The organism is Blastococcus sp. TF02-09 (genome assembly GCF_003319105.1).
Taxonomy (GTDB): Bacteria; Actinomycetota; Actinomycetes; order Mycobacteriales; family Geodermatophilaceae; genus Blastococcus.
In genome coordinates, this window is record NZ_QOHH01000018.1 from 18,686 (window position 1) to 35,902 (window position 17,217).

15 protein-coding genes are annotated in these 17,217 nt (G+C 74.2%); 12 read left to right on the plus strand and 3 right to left on the minus strand.

Annotated features, from left to right (window positions below):
* Positions 1-16: 16 nt before the first annotated feature.
* From pheS to DQ239_RS19410, 3 genes are read left to right on the plus strand one after another with little or no spacing between them, the layout of a single operon-like run.
* Positions 17-1,084, plus strand: a complete 1,068-nt coding sequence (pheS, locus tag DQ239_RS19400) for a phenylalanine--tRNA ligase subunit alpha (protein ID WP_113836063.1) — start codon at positions 17-19, stop codon at positions 1,082-1,084.
* The gene (gene pheT, locus DQ239_RS19405; RefSeq protein WP_113836064.1) at positions 1,081-3,555 is read left to right on the plus strand and encodes a phenylalanine--tRNA ligase subunit beta; all 2,475 of its coding nucleotides are present in this window, start codon (positions 1,081-1,083) and stop codon (positions 3,553-3,555) included. The genes pheS and pheT overlap by 4 nt, the downstream gene beginning before the upstream one ends.
* The gene (locus DQ239_RS19410; protein ID WP_113836065.1) at positions 3,548-4,423 is read left to right on the plus strand and encodes an SDR family oxidoreductase; all 876 of its coding nucleotides are present in this window, start codon (positions 3,548-3,550) and stop codon (positions 4,421-4,423) included. The genes pheT and DQ239_RS19410 overlap by 8 nt, the downstream gene beginning before the upstream one ends.
* Here DQ239_RS19410 and DQ239_RS19415 read toward each other — a convergent pair.
* The 3 genes from DQ239_RS19415 to DQ239_RS19425 form a co-directional block, all read right to left on the minus strand.
* Positions 4,396-5,745, minus strand: coding sequence for an HNH endonuclease signature motif containing protein (locus DQ239_RS19415; protein ID WP_233489504.1), 1,350 nt, complete (start codon positions 5,743-5,745; stop codon positions 4,396-4,398). The genes DQ239_RS19410 and DQ239_RS19415 overlap by 28 nt on opposite strands.
* Positions 5,746-6,080: 335 nt before the next feature.
* Positions 6,081-6,962, minus strand: coding sequence for a diacylglycerol kinase family protein (locus DQ239_RS19420; RefSeq protein WP_113836067.1), 882 nt, complete (start codon positions 6,960-6,962; stop codon positions 6,081-6,083).
* A 47-nt stretch (positions 6,963-7,009) separates the two neighbouring features.
* Positions 7,010-7,525 carry a putative immunity protein gene (locus DQ239_RS19425; protein ID WP_113836068.1) on the minus strand — a complete coding sequence of 172 codons (516 nt, stop codon included), beginning with the start codon at positions 7,523-7,525 and terminating at the stop codon, positions 7,010-7,012.
* Between the two features lie 136 nt (positions 7,526-7,661).
* Here DQ239_RS19425 and argC point away from each other — a divergent pair, with 136 nt between their 5' ends.
* Genes argC through tyrS form a run of 9 tightly spaced genes read left to right on the plus strand, consistent with a single transcriptional unit; the run spans position 7,662 to position 16,934 of the window.
* A complete protein-coding gene (gene argC, locus DQ239_RS19430) occupies positions 7,662-8,702 on the plus strand; it encodes an N-acetyl-gamma-glutamyl-phosphate reductase (RefSeq protein ID WP_233489505.1) in 1,041 nt (346 codons plus the stop codon).
* A complete protein-coding gene (gene argJ / locus DQ239_RS19435) occupies positions 8,699-9,850 on the plus strand; it encodes a bifunctional glutamate N-acetyltransferase/amino-acid acetyltransferase ArgJ (RefSeq protein ID WP_113836070.1) in 1,152 nt (383 codons plus the stop codon). The genes argC and argJ overlap by 4 nt, the downstream gene beginning before the upstream one ends.
* Positions 9,847-10,887, plus strand: coding sequence for an acetylglutamate kinase (gene argB, locus DQ239_RS19440; RefSeq protein WP_233489506.1), 1,041 nt, complete (start codon positions 9,847-9,849; stop codon positions 10,885-10,887). Before argJ ends, argB begins: the two co-directional genes overlap by 4 nt.
* Positions 10,884-12,074, plus strand: coding sequence for an acetylornithine transaminase (locus tag DQ239_RS19445; protein WP_113836071.1), 1,191 nt, complete (start codon positions 10,884-10,886; stop codon positions 12,072-12,074). The genes argB and DQ239_RS19445 overlap by 4 nt, the downstream gene beginning before the upstream one ends.
* Positions 12,071-13,015, plus strand: coding sequence for an ornithine carbamoyltransferase (argF, locus tag DQ239_RS19450; protein WP_113836072.1), 945 nt, complete (start codon positions 12,071-12,073; stop codon positions 13,013-13,015). Before DQ239_RS19445 ends, argF begins: the two co-directional genes overlap by 4 nt.
* Positions 13,016-13,025: 10 nt before the next feature.
* A complete protein-coding gene (locus tag DQ239_RS19455) occupies positions 13,026-13,562 on the plus strand; it encodes an arginine repressor (RefSeq protein WP_113836073.1) in 537 nt (178 codons plus the stop codon).
* A complete protein-coding gene (argH, locus tag DQ239_RS19460; RefSeq protein WP_113836074.1) occupies positions 13,559-15,001 on the plus strand; it encodes an argininosuccinate lyase in 1,443 nt (480 codons plus the stop codon). The genes DQ239_RS19455 and argH overlap by 4 nt, the downstream gene beginning before the upstream one ends.
* Complete coding sequence (locus DQ239_RS19465; RefSeq protein WP_233489507.1) at positions 14,965-15,645, plus strand: DNA-3-methyladenine glycosylase; 681 nt, start codon at positions 14,965-14,967, stop codon at positions 15,643-15,645. The genes argH and DQ239_RS19465 overlap by 37 nt, the downstream gene beginning before the upstream one ends.
* Positions 15,642-16,934, plus strand: coding sequence for a tyrosine--tRNA ligase (gene tyrS / locus DQ239_RS19470; RefSeq protein WP_199583212.1), 1,293 nt, complete (start codon positions 15,642-15,644; stop codon positions 16,932-16,934). The genes DQ239_RS19465 and tyrS overlap by 4 nt, the downstream gene beginning before the upstream one ends.
* The last annotated feature ends 283 nt before the right edge of the window (positions 16,935-17,217 follow it).

Consider the following 17,217-nt stretch of genomic DNA (forward strand, 5'->3'; position numbering starts at 1 on the left):
GGCAGAATGGCCTCCCGTGTCTGGCGCCAACGATCCCTACGACCCCAAGCAGGTCGCTGCCCTCTCCCCGGAGGCGCTCGACGACGCGGTGGCCGCCGCGCAGGAGGCCTTCGCGCAGGCCGGCGACCTCGAGGCGCTGGCCGCCGTCCGGCCCGCCCACCTCGGGGACCGCGCGCCGGTGCTGCTGGCCCGCCGCGAGCTGGGCGCGCTGCCGCCCGCGGCCCGCAGCGACGCCGGCAAGCGGGTCAACGCCGCGCGCGTGGCGGTCCAGACGGCGTACGACGCGCGGCTGGCCGAGCTCGAGGCCGAGCGCGACGCCCGGGTGCTGGCCGAGGAGCGCGTCGACGTCACGCTGCCCTGGGACCGCACCCCCCGCGGCGCCCGCCACCCGCTGACCACGCTCACCGACCGGATCGCCGACATCTTCGTGGGCATGGGCTACGAGGTGGCCGACGGCCCCGAGCTCGAGGCGGAGTGGCTGAACTTCGACGCGCTCAACATCGGCCGCGACCACCCGGCCCGCACGATGATGGACACCTTCTTCGTCGCACCTGAGGACTCCGGTCTGGTGCTGCGCACGCACACCAGCCCCGTGCAGGCCCGCACGATGCTCTCGCGCACCCCGCCGATCTACGTCGTCGCGCCGGGGCGGGTGTACCGCACCGACGAGCTGGACGCGACGCACACCCCGGTGTTCCACCAGGTGGAGGGCCTCGCGATCGACCGCGGGCTGACCATGGCGCACCTGCGCGGCACGCTGGACCACCTGGCCCGGTCGCTCTTCGGCGCCGACGCCATCACCCGCTGGCGCCCGTCGTACTTCCCGTTCACCGAGCCGTCGGCCGAGTTCGACGTCTGGTTCCCCGAGCACCGTGACGGCCCGCGCTGGGTCGAGTGGGGCGGCTGCGGGATGGTCAACCCGCGGGTGCTGGTCGCCTGCGGCATCGACCCCGACGAGTACTCGGGCTTCGCGTTCGGGATGGGCATCGAGCGCGCCCTGCAGTTCCGCTCCGGCGTCGGCGACATGCGCGACATCGTCGAGGGCGACGTCCGGTTCACACGAGCATTCGGAGTCGAGCAGTGAGAGTCCCCATCGGTTGGCTGGCCGAGTACGTCGACGTCCCCGCCGGGACGACGGTCGAGGACCTCGACACCGCCTTCGTGCGCCTGGGCCTGGAGGTCGAGGAGATCCACCGGCCCGAGCCCGTCACCGGTCCGCTCGTCGTCGGCAAGGTGCTCGCGATCGAGGAGCTCACCGAGTTCAAGAAGCCGATCCGGTACACGCAGGTCGATGTCGGGGAGGAGGAGCCGCGCGGCATCGTCTGCGGCGCCCGGAACTTCGCCGCCGGCGACACCGTCGTCGTCGCGCTGCCCGGCGCGGTGCTGCCCGGCGGGTTCGAGATCGCCAGCCGGACGACCTACGGCCGGATCTCCGACGGCATGATCTGCTCGGTGCGCGAGCTCGGCCTCGGCGAGGACCACGCCGGCATCCTCGTGCTGGGGAGCGAGGGCGCCGACGTCCCGCCGCCGGGCACGCCCGCCGGCCCGGTCACCGGCCTGGACGACGTCGTGATCGAGCTGGCCGTCACCCCCGACCGCGGCTACTGCCTGGCCATGCGCGGCATCGCCCGCGAGATGGGCACCGGCCTCGGCGCCCCGTGGCGCGACCCGGGTGCGGTCACCCCGCCGGCGTGGTCGGGCGCACCGGCCTGGCAGGTGTCGGTGGAGGCCCCCGAGCGCTGCGACCGCTTCTCGATGCTGGCCCTCGAGGGCCTCGACCCCACCGCGCCCAGCCCGTGGTGGCTGCGCCGGCGGCTCACCCAGGCCGGGATCCGCAGCATCTCGCTGGCCGTCGACGTCACCAACTACGTGATGCTCGAGCTGGGTCAGCCGATGCACGCCTTCGACCGCGACCGGGTCACCGGCCCGATCCGCGTGCGGCTGGCCCGCGAGGGCGAGCGGCTGGATACCCTCGACGGCACGACGCGCACCCTCGCCGCCGGCGACGACCTGCTCATCACCGACGACACCGGCCCGATCGGCCTGGCCGCGGTGATGGGCGGTGCCTCCACCGAGATCGGCGAGGGGACGACGGCGGTGCTGCTCGAGGCGGCGCACTGGGAGCCGACCGGGGTGGCCCGCACGGCGCGGCGGCACCGGCTGCCCAGCGAGGCGGCCAAGCGCTTCGAGCGTGGCGTCGACCCGGAGATGACCGTTGTCGCGCTGGCCCGGGCGGCCGAGCTGCTGGCCGAGTACGGCGGGGCGACCGTCGTGGGCGGCGTCGTCGACGTCGACACCCGGGGCGCCCGGCCGCGGATCGCGCTGGACGTCGACCGGCCGGCGCGCACCGCCGGGGTCGCCTACCCGCCCGGGCAGGTGGTCGAGCTGCTGACCGCCGTGGGCTGCACGGTGGACGGCGAGGGACCGGCCCTGCAGGTCACCCCGCCGTCCTGGCGCCCCGACCTGACCGACCCCGCCGACCTGGTCGAGGAGGTCGTGCGGCTGGCCGGCTACGACGACATCCCCTCGGTGCTGCCGACCGCGCCCCCCGGTCGCGGGCTGACCGAGGTCCAGCGCCGCCGCCGCGCGATCGGCCGGGCGCTGGCCGAGACCGGCTACGTCGAGGCGCCGTCCTACCCCTTCGTCGGCACCCCGGCGCTGGACGCCCTCGGCCTGGCCGACGACGACGAGCGCCGCGCGGTCGTCGTCGTGCGCAACCCGCTGTCGGAGGAGGAGCCGGCACTGCGGACGACGCTGCTGCCCGGCCTGCTGGCGACGCTGGCCCGCAACCTCTCCCGCGGGCAGCGCGACCTGGCGCTGTTCGAGCACGGCGCGGTCTTCCCGGGCGGGGTGCGCACCCCCGCGCCGATCCCCGGCGTCGAGGCCCGTCCGGACGACGAGACGCTGGCCGCGGTGCTCGGTGCGGTGCCGCAGCAGCCGTGGCACGTCGCCGTGGCGCTGACCGGCCACCGCGAGCCGCGCGGCTGGTGGGGGCCGGGGCGTCCCGCCCTGTGGGCCGACGCCGTCGAGGCCGCCCGCCGCGTCGCCGCCGCGGCCGGGGTCGAGCTGACCGTCCGGGCGGGGGAGCGGGCGCCGTGGCACCCGGGCCGCTGCGCCGAGCTGCTCGTGGGCGACGTCGTCGTCGGGCATGCCGGTGAGCTGCACCCGCGGGTGTGCGCCGCGCTGGAGCTGCCGGCCCGCACGTCGGTGATGGAGCTGGACGTCGACGCGCTGCCCGCGGCGCCCGTGCCGGTCGGTCCGTCGATCTCCGCCTTCCCGCCGGTGTTCGTGGACCTCGCCTTCGTGGTGGACGACGAGGTCCCGGCCGCCGAGGTGGAGCGGACGATCCGCGCGGGCGCCGGCGCGCTGCTGGAGGGCCTGCGGCTGTTCGACGTCTACACCGGCGCGTCGGTGCCGCAGGGCCGGAAGTCGCTGGCCTACGCCCTCACCTTGCGCGCCCCGGACCGGACGCTCAGCGGCGAAGAGGTCGCGGCCGTGCGGAACGACGTCATCGCGGCGGTCGAGGGAGGCCTGGGAGCCGAGCTCCGTGGTTGACGAAGGACCCCGTCCTCCCCACCCTTCGCAGGCTCAGGGCGGGACCCGGGACGGGGCCGGACAGGCAGCAGTTCTTTCGGGCGTCGCCCTGGTCACCGGGGCGTCGACCGGCATCGGCCGCCACCTGGCCGAGGGCCTGGCCGCCCGCGGCATGGCGGTGGCCGGGCTCGCCCGCAGCGAGGACCGGCTGCGGACGGCGATGGACGAGGTCGCAGCTGCCACCGGCGGGCGCACCCTCGCCGTGGCCGCCGACGTCACCGACCGCGCCTTGGTCGAGGAGGCGGTCGGCCTCGTGCGCGAGGAGCTCGGCCCGATCGACCTGCTGATCAACAACGCCGGGCTGATCGACGAGTTCGAGGTACCCGTCTGGGAGGCCGACCCCGACCAGTGGTGGGACGTCGTGTCCAGCCACGTGCGCGGCGCGCTGCTGACCGTGCGCACCGTCGTCCCGTGGATGGTGCTGCGCAACCGCGGGCGCATCGTCAACATCGCTAGCGGCATGGGCACCCGGGGCGCCCCCGACTACTCCGCCTACTCGGTGGCCAAGACCGGGCTGATGCGGCTGACCGAGTCGCTGGCCGGCGCGCTGGAAGGGTCGGACGTGCGGGCCTTCGACGTCGCGCCCGGCGTCGTCGACACCCCGATGACCCGCTCCATGCACATGTGGGAGGGGTTCGAGGACTGGACGCCGCCCGAGCGGGTGGTCGAGCTGGTCGCGGCGATCGCCGCGGGTGAGCTGGACCAGTGGGCGGGCCGGTTCGTCCGCGCCGGCCGGGACGACCTTGACGTCCTCCGCGCGACCACGCCGCAGGACGACGCCCGGCAGTTGCGGCTGCAGCCCTACGGCGATGCGGACCCCGTGGCCTGAAGGCGCCGTGTCGGCGCAACCGGCATCCCGGACAGGGCTGGACGACCCGGCTGTTCCCGTGGGACCGGTTCTCCCGGTGGGTAGCCGACGATGATCTCGGTGCCGTCTTCGCGGTAGGTGCGCCAGCGTTTCTCGGCCGGGTCCCAGGCGATGGAGAAGCCGTGGTGGACCTTGGTGTGGTGGCGTTCGCAGAGCAACGCCGTGTTCTCGACCGATGTCTCACCGTGGTCGGCGATCCACTCCTGCACGTGGTGGGCGTCGCACCACCAGGTCGGCGCCGAGCAGCCAGCAAAAATGCAACCGTCGTCGCGTGCCTCTGACGCCTTGCGGATGTGCGGGGGAACCAGACGCTGCGTGCGGCCGATGTTCAGCGGCATCCCGTCGGGGCCGAACAGCACCCGGGTGACGATCGAGTCGCAGGCCAGCTGCCGGGCCACCTCGTTGGACACACGCTGACCGGACCCCAGCCGGGCAGCGCCTGCGATCACGTCCGGGTCGAGCAGGTCCTCGGCGGAGATGGTGGCCGCGACCTGCGCGTGGTGCTTGCGCAGCATCGGGGTGTCGGCCGAGGCGAGGGCGTTGTCGGCCAGCTGTACGAACGCGTCGGCCATCTGCTGGGCGTGGTTGCGGTCGTCGTCGGCAACCCGGCCCGCCTGCTGATAGGCGGTGAGCGCGGTGGAGACCTTTTCGTAGCCCGCGGCGTCGAGGCGGCCGTGGATCGTGCCGCCACCTCCGGGCGACGTCGAGGGAGTCAGGTGCAGTTCCCGCTGACGGGTGGGATCGGGCTCGGGCCCGTCGGGATCGATCCAGTTCAGCATGCGCTCGACCGCTCCGGGCAGCGTCTCCGGATGGTCGCCGCTGGCGCAGGCCAACAGCATCGCGTCGACGCCGTCCTCCCCGTGCACGTCCACGCCGAGCTCGGCCGCGGCGGCCAGCCGGGCGGGGGTGGCGACCTTGGCCACCACCTCGGTCTGGTCCGGGGTGACCCGGCCGGCCCGGGCCGCCTCGTTCCAGCGGGGCAGCTGCTCCAAGGTTCGCCCGGCTCGCCGTACCCGGTCGGTGGTGCCGGTGGAGAGGTTGAGGTGCCCGGTCAGCCAGGAGCGCATGGACTTGTGGCCGTCGAACTGCGCGGCCAGCGCGTTGTCCGCAGCCCGCACAGCGCCGGCGAGCGCGGCGTCGATGACGTTCTGCAGCTGCACCAGACCGCGCACCCGCGCCAGGAGGGCCGGCGCCTGCGCTGCCGGCTGACCGCCGGACAGCTCTGCGTCGGCCAGTTCGACCGCGTCGGCCAACACGGCGGCGACGTCGTCGGGCAGCACCATCGACAGCTGCCGGGTTGCCTCGCGGTCAGCCTCGCGGTCGGACTTCGCTCGAGCCGCTCCCGAGGCCGTCTTCCGACCGGCCGTGGCGCGGGGAGCAGGCGCCGAAGTCGGGTTGTCGAGCCGGAAGGTGCCCGCATCCGGAAAGGGATCGAAGCCCTCGTCCAGACTCATGGCACCTCCTCCCGACAAGGCCGCTCACTCGAACGTATGTTCGAAGTCTACCGGTCGGGGGCTACTCCGGCAAGGGGAAAGTGCTGGTCAGAGGCCCTTTTGGCGCACGGCCGGATGACATCCACGCTGTCGCCTGCCGACGGGGATCTCCGAGGCCGGCCCGGTCAGACGACCGTGCGCAGGGCCAGGGGAGCGATGTCCACGGTCACCGGGGTGTCCGCGTCGAGCTCGATCAGCTCGCCGTCCAGCTGCAGCGGCATCGGGGCCAGCGTGGTGAAGGCGTAGTGGGTGGCGCTGGGTTGCGGGCCGAGGCCGCGGGTCGCCGCCCGGATCGCGGTGGCGAGGACCCGGAGCTTCCCGGTCCGCCGCTGGGTGATGACCTCGAACCGTCCGTCGTCCGGGGAGCCGCCCTCGCTCAGCCGCGCGTGCTTGGCCATCTCGTCGATGGTGGCGAACACCAGGCTGTCGATCCTGCGCCGCCGTCCGTCCTCGAGCCGGATGGGGAAGGGCCGGAAGCGCGCGAAGCCCCGGACGACCGAGGCGATCTCCCGCCACGACCCCTTGCCGCCCTTCTCGAGGTCGACCGCGATCACCGGCGTCAACCCGACGCCGATGTAGGAGTGCGCGTACCGCACCTCCGCGGACGACCCCGTGCCGACGGTGAGCCGGAGGAGGTCCAGTCGCCGGATCTCGCCCGCCTCGATCGCGTCGGCCAGCGGCTGTTCGCGGGTGACTCGGCGGTGGTCGTTGGCGTTGCCGGCCGCGCGGACCGCACAGGCGGCGCGAGGGTTGCCGGCGTCCATGACGCCGTTGACCACCTCGTTGTAGCCGCCGTCGCCGCTGACCGAGACGACGAGCGGGCTGCCGACCGCGGCCGCGTCCCGGGCCAGGTCGCGGGCGTGCCCGGCGTGCTGGGTGGGTGAGAGGGCGACCGGCACGTCGGGCAGGCGGGCCGCGAGGTCGTCCCGGAGCTCCTCGGCCGACTGTCGCGCGTTGCCGGTGCTGTTCGGGTTGAAGATGATGACGATCCGGTCGAACGCGGCCACCGCCGCTCCCTGCCCAGGCCGGGGTCCGCTAACCGGCCCCCGCGGGCTCAGCAGTCGAAGACCGACCAGCAGATCTCGTTGCGGGCGTGCTGGTCCTCCAAGACGAGCTCGCGGACGGCCTCCGGCAGCTGGTCGCGCTGCCAAGCGCACTCGGCTCGGCGTGCCGCCTCGGCCTCGCCGGGCGGGGCGGCGGCCATGGCCGCCTTGATCGCGTACGCCGCGGCGCCCAGGTCGTGCTCGGCGACGTGCGGGACGACGCCGGCCTGTCCGGCCGCGTAGGCCGCGTGCCGTGCGGCGCCGCGCAGGTCCCTCGCGGCGCCCATGGCGTGACCGCCGGCGGCGCGGGCCACCATCATCGGCACCTCACCGTGCACCCAGGCCCGGGCGTGCTCGATCGCCGCGCGCGGCCGGTCGTCGTGCGGGCGCACTGCCTCGAACAGCGGCAGGACGTGCTCCGCGCAGGTCGCGGCCCACATCGCGAGGAGGTGGTGATCCGCGTCGGTGAGGGTGCCGCCGCGCCGGATGGCGATCAGGCGCGGGTCGCGCAACGTCGGAAGGATCATCAGCGGTGTTCCTACCGGAACACCCGCCGCACGGGGACTTCCGGTACAGAAAGTCCCGGCCGGGTCCTGGAGGCGACCTGGTTCGGATCGGATAGTGGAGTGAGCGGTCATGCATGACCGTGTATGGTCATGCATTGTGAGCACAGGGCAGACGTGGACGGTCGGGGTCACCGGCGCCACCGGGTACGCCGGAGGAGAGGTGTGCCGCCTGCTGGCCGCGCACCCGAACCTCCGGCTGACCGGGGTGCACGCCAACTCGAGCGCCGGCCGACGCCTGGGTGAGCTGCAGCCCCACCTGCTGCCCTACGCCGACCTGGTCGTCCAGCCCAGCGACGCCGCGAGCCTGTCCGGTTACGACGTCGTCGTGCTGGCCCTGCCACACGGCGAGTCCGCGGCCGTCGCCGCCCAGCTGCCCGAGGACACCGTGGTCATCGACTGCGGCGCCGACCACCGGCTGACCGACCCGGCCGCCTGGGCGCGGTGGTACGGGAACGAGCACGCGGGCTCCTGGCCGTACGGGCTGCCCGAGCTGCCCGGCAAGCGGGAGAAGCTCCAGAACGCCCGGCGGATCGCCGTCCCCGGCTGCTACCCCACGTCGGTCACCCTCGCGCTGGCCCCCGCCCTGGCCGCCGGCCTGGTCGAGCCCGACGTCGTCGTCGTCGCGGCCAGCGGCACCAGTGGTGCCGGCAAGTCCGCCAAGCCGCACCTGCTCGGCAGCGAGGTCATGGGCTCGGTCAGCGCCTACGGCGTCGGCGGGGTGCACCGGCACACGCCGGAGATGATCCAGAACCTCACCCAGGCCGCCGGCGCACCGGTGACCGTCAGCTTCACGCCGACGCTGGTGCCGATGAGCCGGGGCATCCTCGCCACCTGCTCGGCGAAGCTCGCCCCCGGTGCCGACGCCGAGAGCGCGCGGGCCGCCTACGAGAAGGCCTACGCCGACGAGCCGTTCGTCCATCTGCTGCCTGAAGGCCAGTGGCCGACGACGGCCCAGGTGCTCGGCGCCAACACCGTCGCGCTGCAGATCGCGGTGGACGCCGACGCCGGCCGACTCGTCGTGGTCGCCGCCGTCGACAACCTGACCAAGGGCACCGGAGGAGCCGCGCTGCAGTGCGCCAACCTCGCGCTCGGCCTCCCGGAGACCACCGGCCTCCCGCTCGTAGGAGTCGCACCGTGACCGTCACCGCCCCGCAGGGGTTCAGCGCGGCCGGCGTCGCCGCCGGCCTCAAGTCCAGCGGGGACCTCGACGTCGCCCTGGTGCTCAACACCGGCCCGGACGACGTCGCCGCGGCCGTCTTCACCACGAACCGCTTCCCGGCCGCCCCGGTCGTCTGGAGCCGTCAGGTGCTCGCCGGGCAGCGGTGCCGGGCGGTCGTCCTCAATTCCGGCGGCGCCAACGCCTGCACCGGTCCCGAGGGCTTCGCCGACACCCACCGCACCGCCGAGCACGTCGCCGAGGAGCTGGGGCTGGGCGCGATCGACGTCGCCGTCGCCAGCACCGGGCTCATCGGCATGCGGCTGCCCATGGACGAGCTGACCGCGGGCGTCACCGCCGCGGCGCAGAAGCTGTCCGAGGACGGCGGGGCCGACGCCGCGCGCGCGATCATGACCACCGACAGCGTGCCGAAGACGACCGTCCAGCAGCGCGACGGCTGGAGCATCGGTGGCATGGCCAAGGGCGCCGGGATGCTGGCCCCCAGCCTGGCCACGATGCTCGTCGTCCTCACCACCGACGCGGTCGTCGAGCCGGACGTCCTGCAGGCCGCGCTGAAGCAGGCCACCGCCGTCAGCGTCGAGCGGGTCGACTCCGACGGCTGCCTGTCCACCAACGACACGGTCATCGCGCTGGCCAACGGTGCGAGCGGCGTGACCGCGACCGAGGAGCAGCTCACCGAGGCCCTCACCGCCGCGTGCACCGACCTCGCCATGCAGCTCCTGGCCGACGCCGAGGGCTCGACCAAGGACATCGCGATCACCGTCCGCAACGCCGCCACCGTCGACGACGCGCTCACCGCCGGCCGGGCCTGCGCCCGCAACAACCTGCTCAAGACGGCGCTGTTCGGCAACGACCCCAACTGGGGCCGGGTTCTCGCCGCGATCGGCACCACCGACGCCGCGTTCGAGGCCGACCAGGTGGACGTGACCATCAACGGCGTCACCGTCTGCCGCGGCGGATCGATCGGCGACCCGCGCGAGGGCGTCGACCTCACCGGCCGGGCCATCACCATCGACGTCGACCTCGGGGCCGGCACCGAGCAGGCCACGATCTGGACCAACGACCTGTCGATCGCCTACGTGCACGAGAACTCGGCGTACTCGACGTGAGCACCCCCGAACCGGAGCCGCACGTGACCACGGCGCACGACGACGCCGCGCAGGACCCCACCCCGCCCGACGTCGCGGTCGACCAGGCGACGCCCCCGCGGCGGATCGGCACGCACCGGGTCATGCGCACCCACGACCCCGAGGGCGACGCCCGCCGGATCGCCGTCCTCACCGGGGCGCTGCCCTGGCTCAAGGAGTTCCACGGCAACGTCGTCGTCATCAAGTACGGCGGCCACGCGATGGTCGACGAGGAGTGCCGCCGGGCGTTCGCCGACGACATGGTCTTCCTCCGGACCTGCGGGATCCTGCCGGTCGTCGTGCACGGCGGTGGCCCGCAGATCACCGAGATGCTGGGCCGGCTGGGCATCGAGAGCGAGTTCCGGGGCGGCCTGCGGGTGACCACGGAGCAGACGATCGGCGTCGTCCGCATGGTGCTGACCGGGCAGGTCACCCCGGAGGTCGTCGGGCTGATCAACCAGCACGGCCCGCTGGCCGTGGGCCTGTCCGGTGAGGACGGCGGGCTGCTCACCGCCGAGCGCACCCGGGCGGTCGTCGACGGCGAGCCGGTCGACATCGGGCTGGTCGGCGACGTCGCCGAGGTCGACCCGACCCCGGTCCGCGCGCTGCTGGAGGCCGGGCACATCCCGGTCATCGCCACCGTCGCCCCCGACCGGGACGGCGTCGTGCACAACGTCAACGCCGACACCGCGGCCGCCGCCGTGGCCGTCGCGCTGGGCGCCGTGAAGCTCGTGGTCCTCACCGACGTCGAGGGCCTCTACTCCGACTGGCCCGACCGCGACTCGCTCGTGCAGCAGATCGACGTCGCCGAGCTGGCCGAGATCCTGCCCGACCTGGACGCCGGGATGGCGCCGAAGATGGCCGCCTGCCTGCGGGCGGTCCAGGGCGGGGTGAAGCGGGCGACCGTCGTCGACGGCCGCACGCCGCACGCGCTGCTGCTGGAGATGTTCACCACCGAAGGCACCGGGACGATGGTCGTCCCGGGCCTGCCGACCGCGAAGGAGGGCACAGCACCATGACGCACACGGAGGAGCTGGCCCGCCGCTGGTCGGCCGTGATGATGAGCAACTACCGGACGCCGCCGGTCGCGCTGGCCTCCGGTTCCGGCGCGACCGTCACCGACGTCGACGGGGCCGAGTACACCGACCTGCTCGGCGGCATCGCGACGACGATCCTCGGCCACGCACACCCCAAGGTCGTCGAGGCGATCACCACCCAGGCCGCGACGCTCGGGCACGTCTCCAACCTGGCGATGCACGAGCCCGGGGTGCTGCTGGCCGAGCGGCTGCTCGAGCTCGCCGGGCGCCCCGGCCGGGTCTTCTTCTGCAACTCCGGCGCCGAGGCCAACGAGGCGGCGTTCAAGCTCAGCCGGCTCACCGGCCGGCCGGAGGTCATCACCGCCGAGGGCGCCTTCCACGGGCGGACGATGGGCGCGCTGGCACTGACCGGCCAGCCGTCCAAGGCCGCGGCCTTCGCGCCGCTGCCGGGCGGGGTCTCCTACGTCCCCTACGGCGACGCCGCCGCCCTGGCCGCCGCGGTGTCCGAGCGGACCGCCATGGTGCTGCTCGAGCCGATGCTGGGGGAGGGCGGCGTGGTGCCGGCGCCCGCCGGTTACCTGGCCGCCGGCGCGACCGCGGCGACGGACGCCGGCGCGCTGTTCGCCCTCGACGAGGTGCAGACCGGCATGGGCCGCACCGGGCACTGGTTCGCCTCCCAGGCCGACGGGCTGCACCCCGACGTCATCACCCTGGCCAAGGCGCTCGGCGGCGGGCTGCCCATCGGCGCCATGCTGGCGTTCGGCGACGCCGCCGACCTGCTGACCGCCGGCTCGCACGGCTCGACCTTCGGCGGCAACCCGATCGCCGCGGCTGCCGCGCTCGCCGTCCTGGACACCATCCGCGACGAGGGCCTGCTGGAGCGCGCCAAGGAGATCGAGCACCGGTTCACCGCCGGCATCGAGGGCCTCGGCCACGCCGGTATCAGCGGCGTCCGGGGGAAGGGCGCGCTGCTCGGCGTCGTCCTCACCGCCGACGTCGCCGCCGCGCTGGAGGCGCAGCTGCGCGCCGCCGGGTTCCTCACCAACGCCGTTGCGCCGGGCGTGCTGCGGCTGGCCCCGCCGCTGGTGCTCACTGACGCGCAGATCGACGCCTTCGTCGCCGCGCTCCCCACCGCCCTCGACGCCGCCCTCCAGGAGAACCCCTCGTGACCCGCCACTTCCTCCGGGACGACGACCTGAGCCCCGCCGAGCAGGCCGAGGTGCTGGCGCTGGCGGCCTCGCTCAAGGCCACCCGGCACTCGGCCGAGGCCCCCACCCCGCTGCGGGCGGCCAACGGGGTGCCCCGCGGGGTGGCGGTGCTGTTCGACAAGCCCTCGACCCGGACCCGCGTCTCGTTCTCCGTCGGCGTCGCCGAGCTCGGCGGCTACCCGCTGGTCGTCGACGCCGCCACGAGCCAGCTGGGCCGCGGCGAGCCGATCGCCGACACCGCGCGCGTGCTCGACCGGCAGGTCGCCGCCATCGTGTGGCGCACCTTCGGCCAGGAGCGGATCGAGGAGATGGCCGCCGCGAGCAGCGTCCCGGTCGTCAACGCGCTCACCGACGAGTTCCACCCCTGCCAGATCCTCGCCGACCTGCAGACGGTCATCGAGCGCAAGGGCTCGCTGGCGGGCCGGTCGATGAGCTACCTGGGCGACGGCGCGAACAACATGGCGCACTCCTACCTGCTCGGCGGGGCGACCGCCGGCATGCACGTGCGGATCGGCTCGCCGGAGGAGTTCCAGCCCGACCCCGGCGTGCTCAAGCGGGCCGGGGAGATCGCCGCGGAGACCGGCGGCTCGGTGGCGTGGACACCCGACCCGGACGCCGCGGCCGACGGCGCCGACGTGCTGGTCACCGACACCTGGGTGTCGATGGGCCAGGAGGGGGAGTACGACGCCCGCATCGCTCCCTTCCTGCCGTACGCGGTCGACGACGCCGCACTGGCCCGCGCCGCCGACGACGCCGTCGTCCTGCATTGCCTGCCCGCCTACCGCGGCAAGGAGATCGCCGCCGAGGTGATCGACGGCCCGCAGAGCGCGGTGTGGGACGAGGCGGAGAACCGGCTGCACGCGCAGAAGGCCGTGCTCATCTGGCTGCTGGAGCACGCGTGAGCGAGCGACGATGACCGTCCCGAGCCGCAGCGCGCGCCAGGCCCGCATCCGCGAACTCATCGAAGCGCAATCGGTGACCTCGCAGACGCACCTGGCCGCACTGCTGGCCGGCGCCGGCATCGAGGTCACCCAGGCGACGCTGTCCCGGGACCTCGACGAGCTGGGCGCGGTCAAGATGCGCGGCTCGGACGGCGCCCCGGCGTCCTACGTGCTGCCGCCGGAGAACGCCCCGCTGCGCCCCGCGCAGACCGCGCCCGCCCGCCTCACCCGGCTGCTGGCCGACCTGCTCACCGGTGCCGAGGGCAGCGCCAACCTCGCCGTCCTGCGCACCCCGCCGGGCGCGGCGCAGTTCCTCGCCTCGGCGCTGGACAAGGTGGGCCTCCCCGACGTCCTGGGGACGATCGCCGGAGACGACACTCTGCTGGTCGTCGCCCGCGATCCCGACGGCGGAGCGGCGCTGGCCGACCGGCTGCGCGCGCTCGCCGAGCGCACCCCGGCGGTCTACCCCGAACTGCAGGACGACCTGGAAGAGGAACCCGGCACGTGAGCACCACCTCACCCGCATCGCAGACCCGGCTCTGGGGCGGTCGCTTCGGCGGCGGCCCCTCGCCGGCGATGGCGGCGCTGTCGAAGTCGACCCACTTCGACTGGGCGCTGGCGCCCTTCGACCTGGCCGGCTCGCGGGCGCACGCCCGGGTGCTGCACCGCGCCGGGCTGCTCGCCGACGACGAGCTGGAGCAGATGCTCGGGGCGCTGCGCGCGCTGTCCGACGAGGTCGAGGCGGGCACCTTCACCGCGATCGAGTCCGACGAGGACGTGCACGAGGCGCTCGAGCGCGGCCTCACCGAGAAGCTCGGCGCGCTGGGCGGCAAACTCCGCGCCGGCCGCAGCCGGAACGACCAGATCGCCACCGACCTGCGGCTCTACCTGCGCCACCACGTGCGCGCGCTGGCCGGCGAGCTGGCGGAGCTGGAGCGCGCCATCCTCGGGCTCGCGGAGCGGTACGCCGACGTCGCCGCGCCCGGCATGACCCATCTGCAGCACGCCCAGCCGGTGCTGTTCGCCCACCAGCTGCTCGCGCACGCGCACTCCTTCGCCCGCGACGTCGACCGGCTGCGCGACTGGGACCGGCGCACCGCGGTCAGCCCCTACGGCTCCGGTGCGCTCGCCGGGTCCTCGCTGCCGCTGGACCCCGACGCCGTCGCCGCCGAGCTGGGCTTCGACCGGGCGACCGACAACTCCATCGACGGCGTGAGCGACCGCGACTTCGCCGCCGAGTTCTGCTTCGTCGCGGCGATGATCGGCGTGCACCTCTCCCGGCTGGGCGAAGAGGTCGTGCTCTGGACGTCGACCGAGTTCGGCTGGGCGCGGCTCGACGACGCCTGGGCGACCGGGTCGTCGATCATGCCGCAGAAGAAGAACCCGGACATCGCCGAGCTGGCCCGCGGCAAGTCCGGCCGCTTCGTCGGCAACCTCACCGGGCTGCTCACCATGCTCAAGGGGCTGCCGCTGGCCTACGACCGCGACCTGCAGGAGGACAAGGAGCCGGTCTTCGACTCGCTGTCCCAGCTGCTGCTCCTGCTGCCCGCGGTCACCGGCATGGTGGCGACCCTCACGCTGCGCCCGGAGATGCTGGAGGCCGCCGCCCCGCAGGGCTTCGCGCTGGCCACCGACGTCGCCGAGTGGCTGGTCCGCCAGGGCGTGCCCTTCCGGTCGGCGCACGAGATCAGCGGCGCGATGGTCGCCTTCTGCGAGCAGGCGGGGCTCGAGCTCGACGAGCTGGACGACGCCCAGCTCGCGGCCATCGACGAGCGCCTCACCCCGGAGGTCCGGGCGGTGCTCTCCGTCCGCGGCGCGCTTGCCGCCCGCAGCACCCGCGGGGGGACGGCGCCGGAGCGGGTGGCCGAGCAGATCGCCGGCCTCACCGCGCAGGCCACCGCGCACGCCGAGTGGGCCGCGTCCTCGCCCGTGGCGGCGGCGCTCTGAGCACTCCGGGTCCGCTGCTGGCGGCCGCCGAGCTGCTCGGGAAACCCGACGAGGTCGCCCCGACGCTGCTCGGCTGCTGGCTGGTCAGCGAACGACCGGAGGGCACCGTTGCGCTGCGGCTGACCGAGGTCGAGGCGTACTCCGGCTCGGGCATCGATCCGGCGGCGCACTCGCACCGTGGACCGACACCACGGGCGGCGATCATGTTCGGCCCGCCGGGACGGCTCTACGTCTACTTCTCCTACGGCGTGCACTGGTGCGCGAACGTCGTCATCGGAGCGGAGGGCGACGGCGAGGCGGTGCTCCTGCGCGCCGGCGAGGTCGTGGTGGGGGAGGCGCTGGCCCGGTCCCGCCGCCCTGCGGCGCGCTCGCCGCGCGACCTGGCCGGCGGCCCGGCGCGGCTGACCCAGGCCCTCGCCATCGGCCGCGACGACCTCGGCACCGACCTGCTGGATGCGGCGTCCTCCGTGCGGCTGCACCGGGGGCCGGCGCCGGCATCGGTCTCGGCCGGGCCACGGGTGGGCATCAGCGTGGCCACCGATCTGCCGTGGCGGTTCTGGGAGACCGGTGCACCGTCGGTGAGCGTGTTCCGGGCGGGCGGGAAGCCGCGCCGCCGGACCGCCGGGCAGGATGGGTCCCCGTGACCGCTGATTCCGACGTCGGAGTGATCGACGAGCTGCACCGCCGCGGGCTGATCGCCCAGAGCACCGACGAGGAGGCGCTGCGCGCCCACCTCGCCGAGGGGCCGGTCGCGTTCTACGCCGGGTTCGACCCCACCGCGCAGAGCCTGCACGTGGGACACCTCGTGCAGTTCATGGTGCTGCGGGCGCTGCAGCGCGCCGGCCACCGCCCCGTCGTCCTCGTCGGTGGCGCGACCGGGCTCATCGGCGACCCCCGCATGACGGCGGAGCGGCAGCTCAACGACCGCGACACCGTGGCCGGGTGGGTGGAGCGCATCCGCGAGCAGGTCGCGCCCTTCCTCGACCTGCCGGCCGAGCGGGACGGGCTGGCGGCTCCGGTCTACGTCGACAACCTCGAGTGGACCGCGCCGGTCTCCGCCATCGACTTCCTGCGCGACATCGGCAAGCACTTCCGCGTGAGCCAGATGCTGGCCAAGGAGGCGGTCTCCGCCCGGCTCAACTCCGAGGCCGGCATCAGCTACACCGAGTTCAGCTACCAGATCCTGCAGGCCAACGACTTCCGCGAGCTGCACCAGCGGCACGGGGTGACGCTGCAGACCGGTGGCTCCGACCAGTGGGGCAACCTGACCGCCGGCATCGACCTGGTCCGCCGGACGTCGGGCGCGAAGGTGCACGCCCTGTCGACGCCGCTCGTGACGAAGTCCGACGGAACGAAGTTCGGCAAGTCCGAGGGTGGCGCGGTCTGGCTGGACCCGACGCTCACCTCGCCCTACGCCTTCTTCCAGTTCTGGCTGAACGCCGACGACGCTGACGCCCGCGCCTGGTTACCGCTGTACTCCGAGCGGCCGGCCGAGGAGGTGGCCGCGCTGATCGCGGAGAGCGTCGAGCGCCCCGCGTCGCGAGCGGCCCAGCGGGCCCTAGCCGAGGAGCTGACCCTGCTGGTGCACGGACCCGAGCAGCTCCGCCAGGCCGAGGCCGCCGGGCGTGCGCTCTTCGGCCGCGACGACCTGGCGTCGCTGGACGCCGCCACCCTCACGGCCGCGCTGACCGAGGCCGGCAGCGTCACCGTGGACGGCGAGGTGCCCACGATCGCCCAGCTGCTCCAGCAGACCGGGCTGGTCGCCAGCCTCTCGGAGGCGCGTCGCACGGTGAAGGAGGGCGGCGCCTACGTGAACAACGAGCGCGTCACCGACGCCGACGCCGTGCCCGCCGAGGACGCCTGGCTCACGGGGGGCTGGCTGGTGCTCCGCCGGGGGAAGCGGTCCGTCGCCGGGGTGCATCGAGCGGCCTGACCAGGGATTCGTCGTCGTGTGACCGGCGGATGTGCCCCGTGTGACGATCCGGTGTCCGGCGTCACGCCCGCAGCGGTTTGACACGGACCGAGGACGTGCGTAACTTTCTCTCTGCGCCGCGCGGCCCTGAGGGGCCGCCGGACCGGGGCCCGCCGGTGGTGGGTCGACCGGAAACCGGCGTAGTGTTGGACATCCGGCCAGGGACGAAGCCTCTTCGGGGTGGGTTTTCTGCGCGTCCGCTCTTTGAGAACTCAACAGCGTGCCGAAAGTCAGTGCCAAGTAA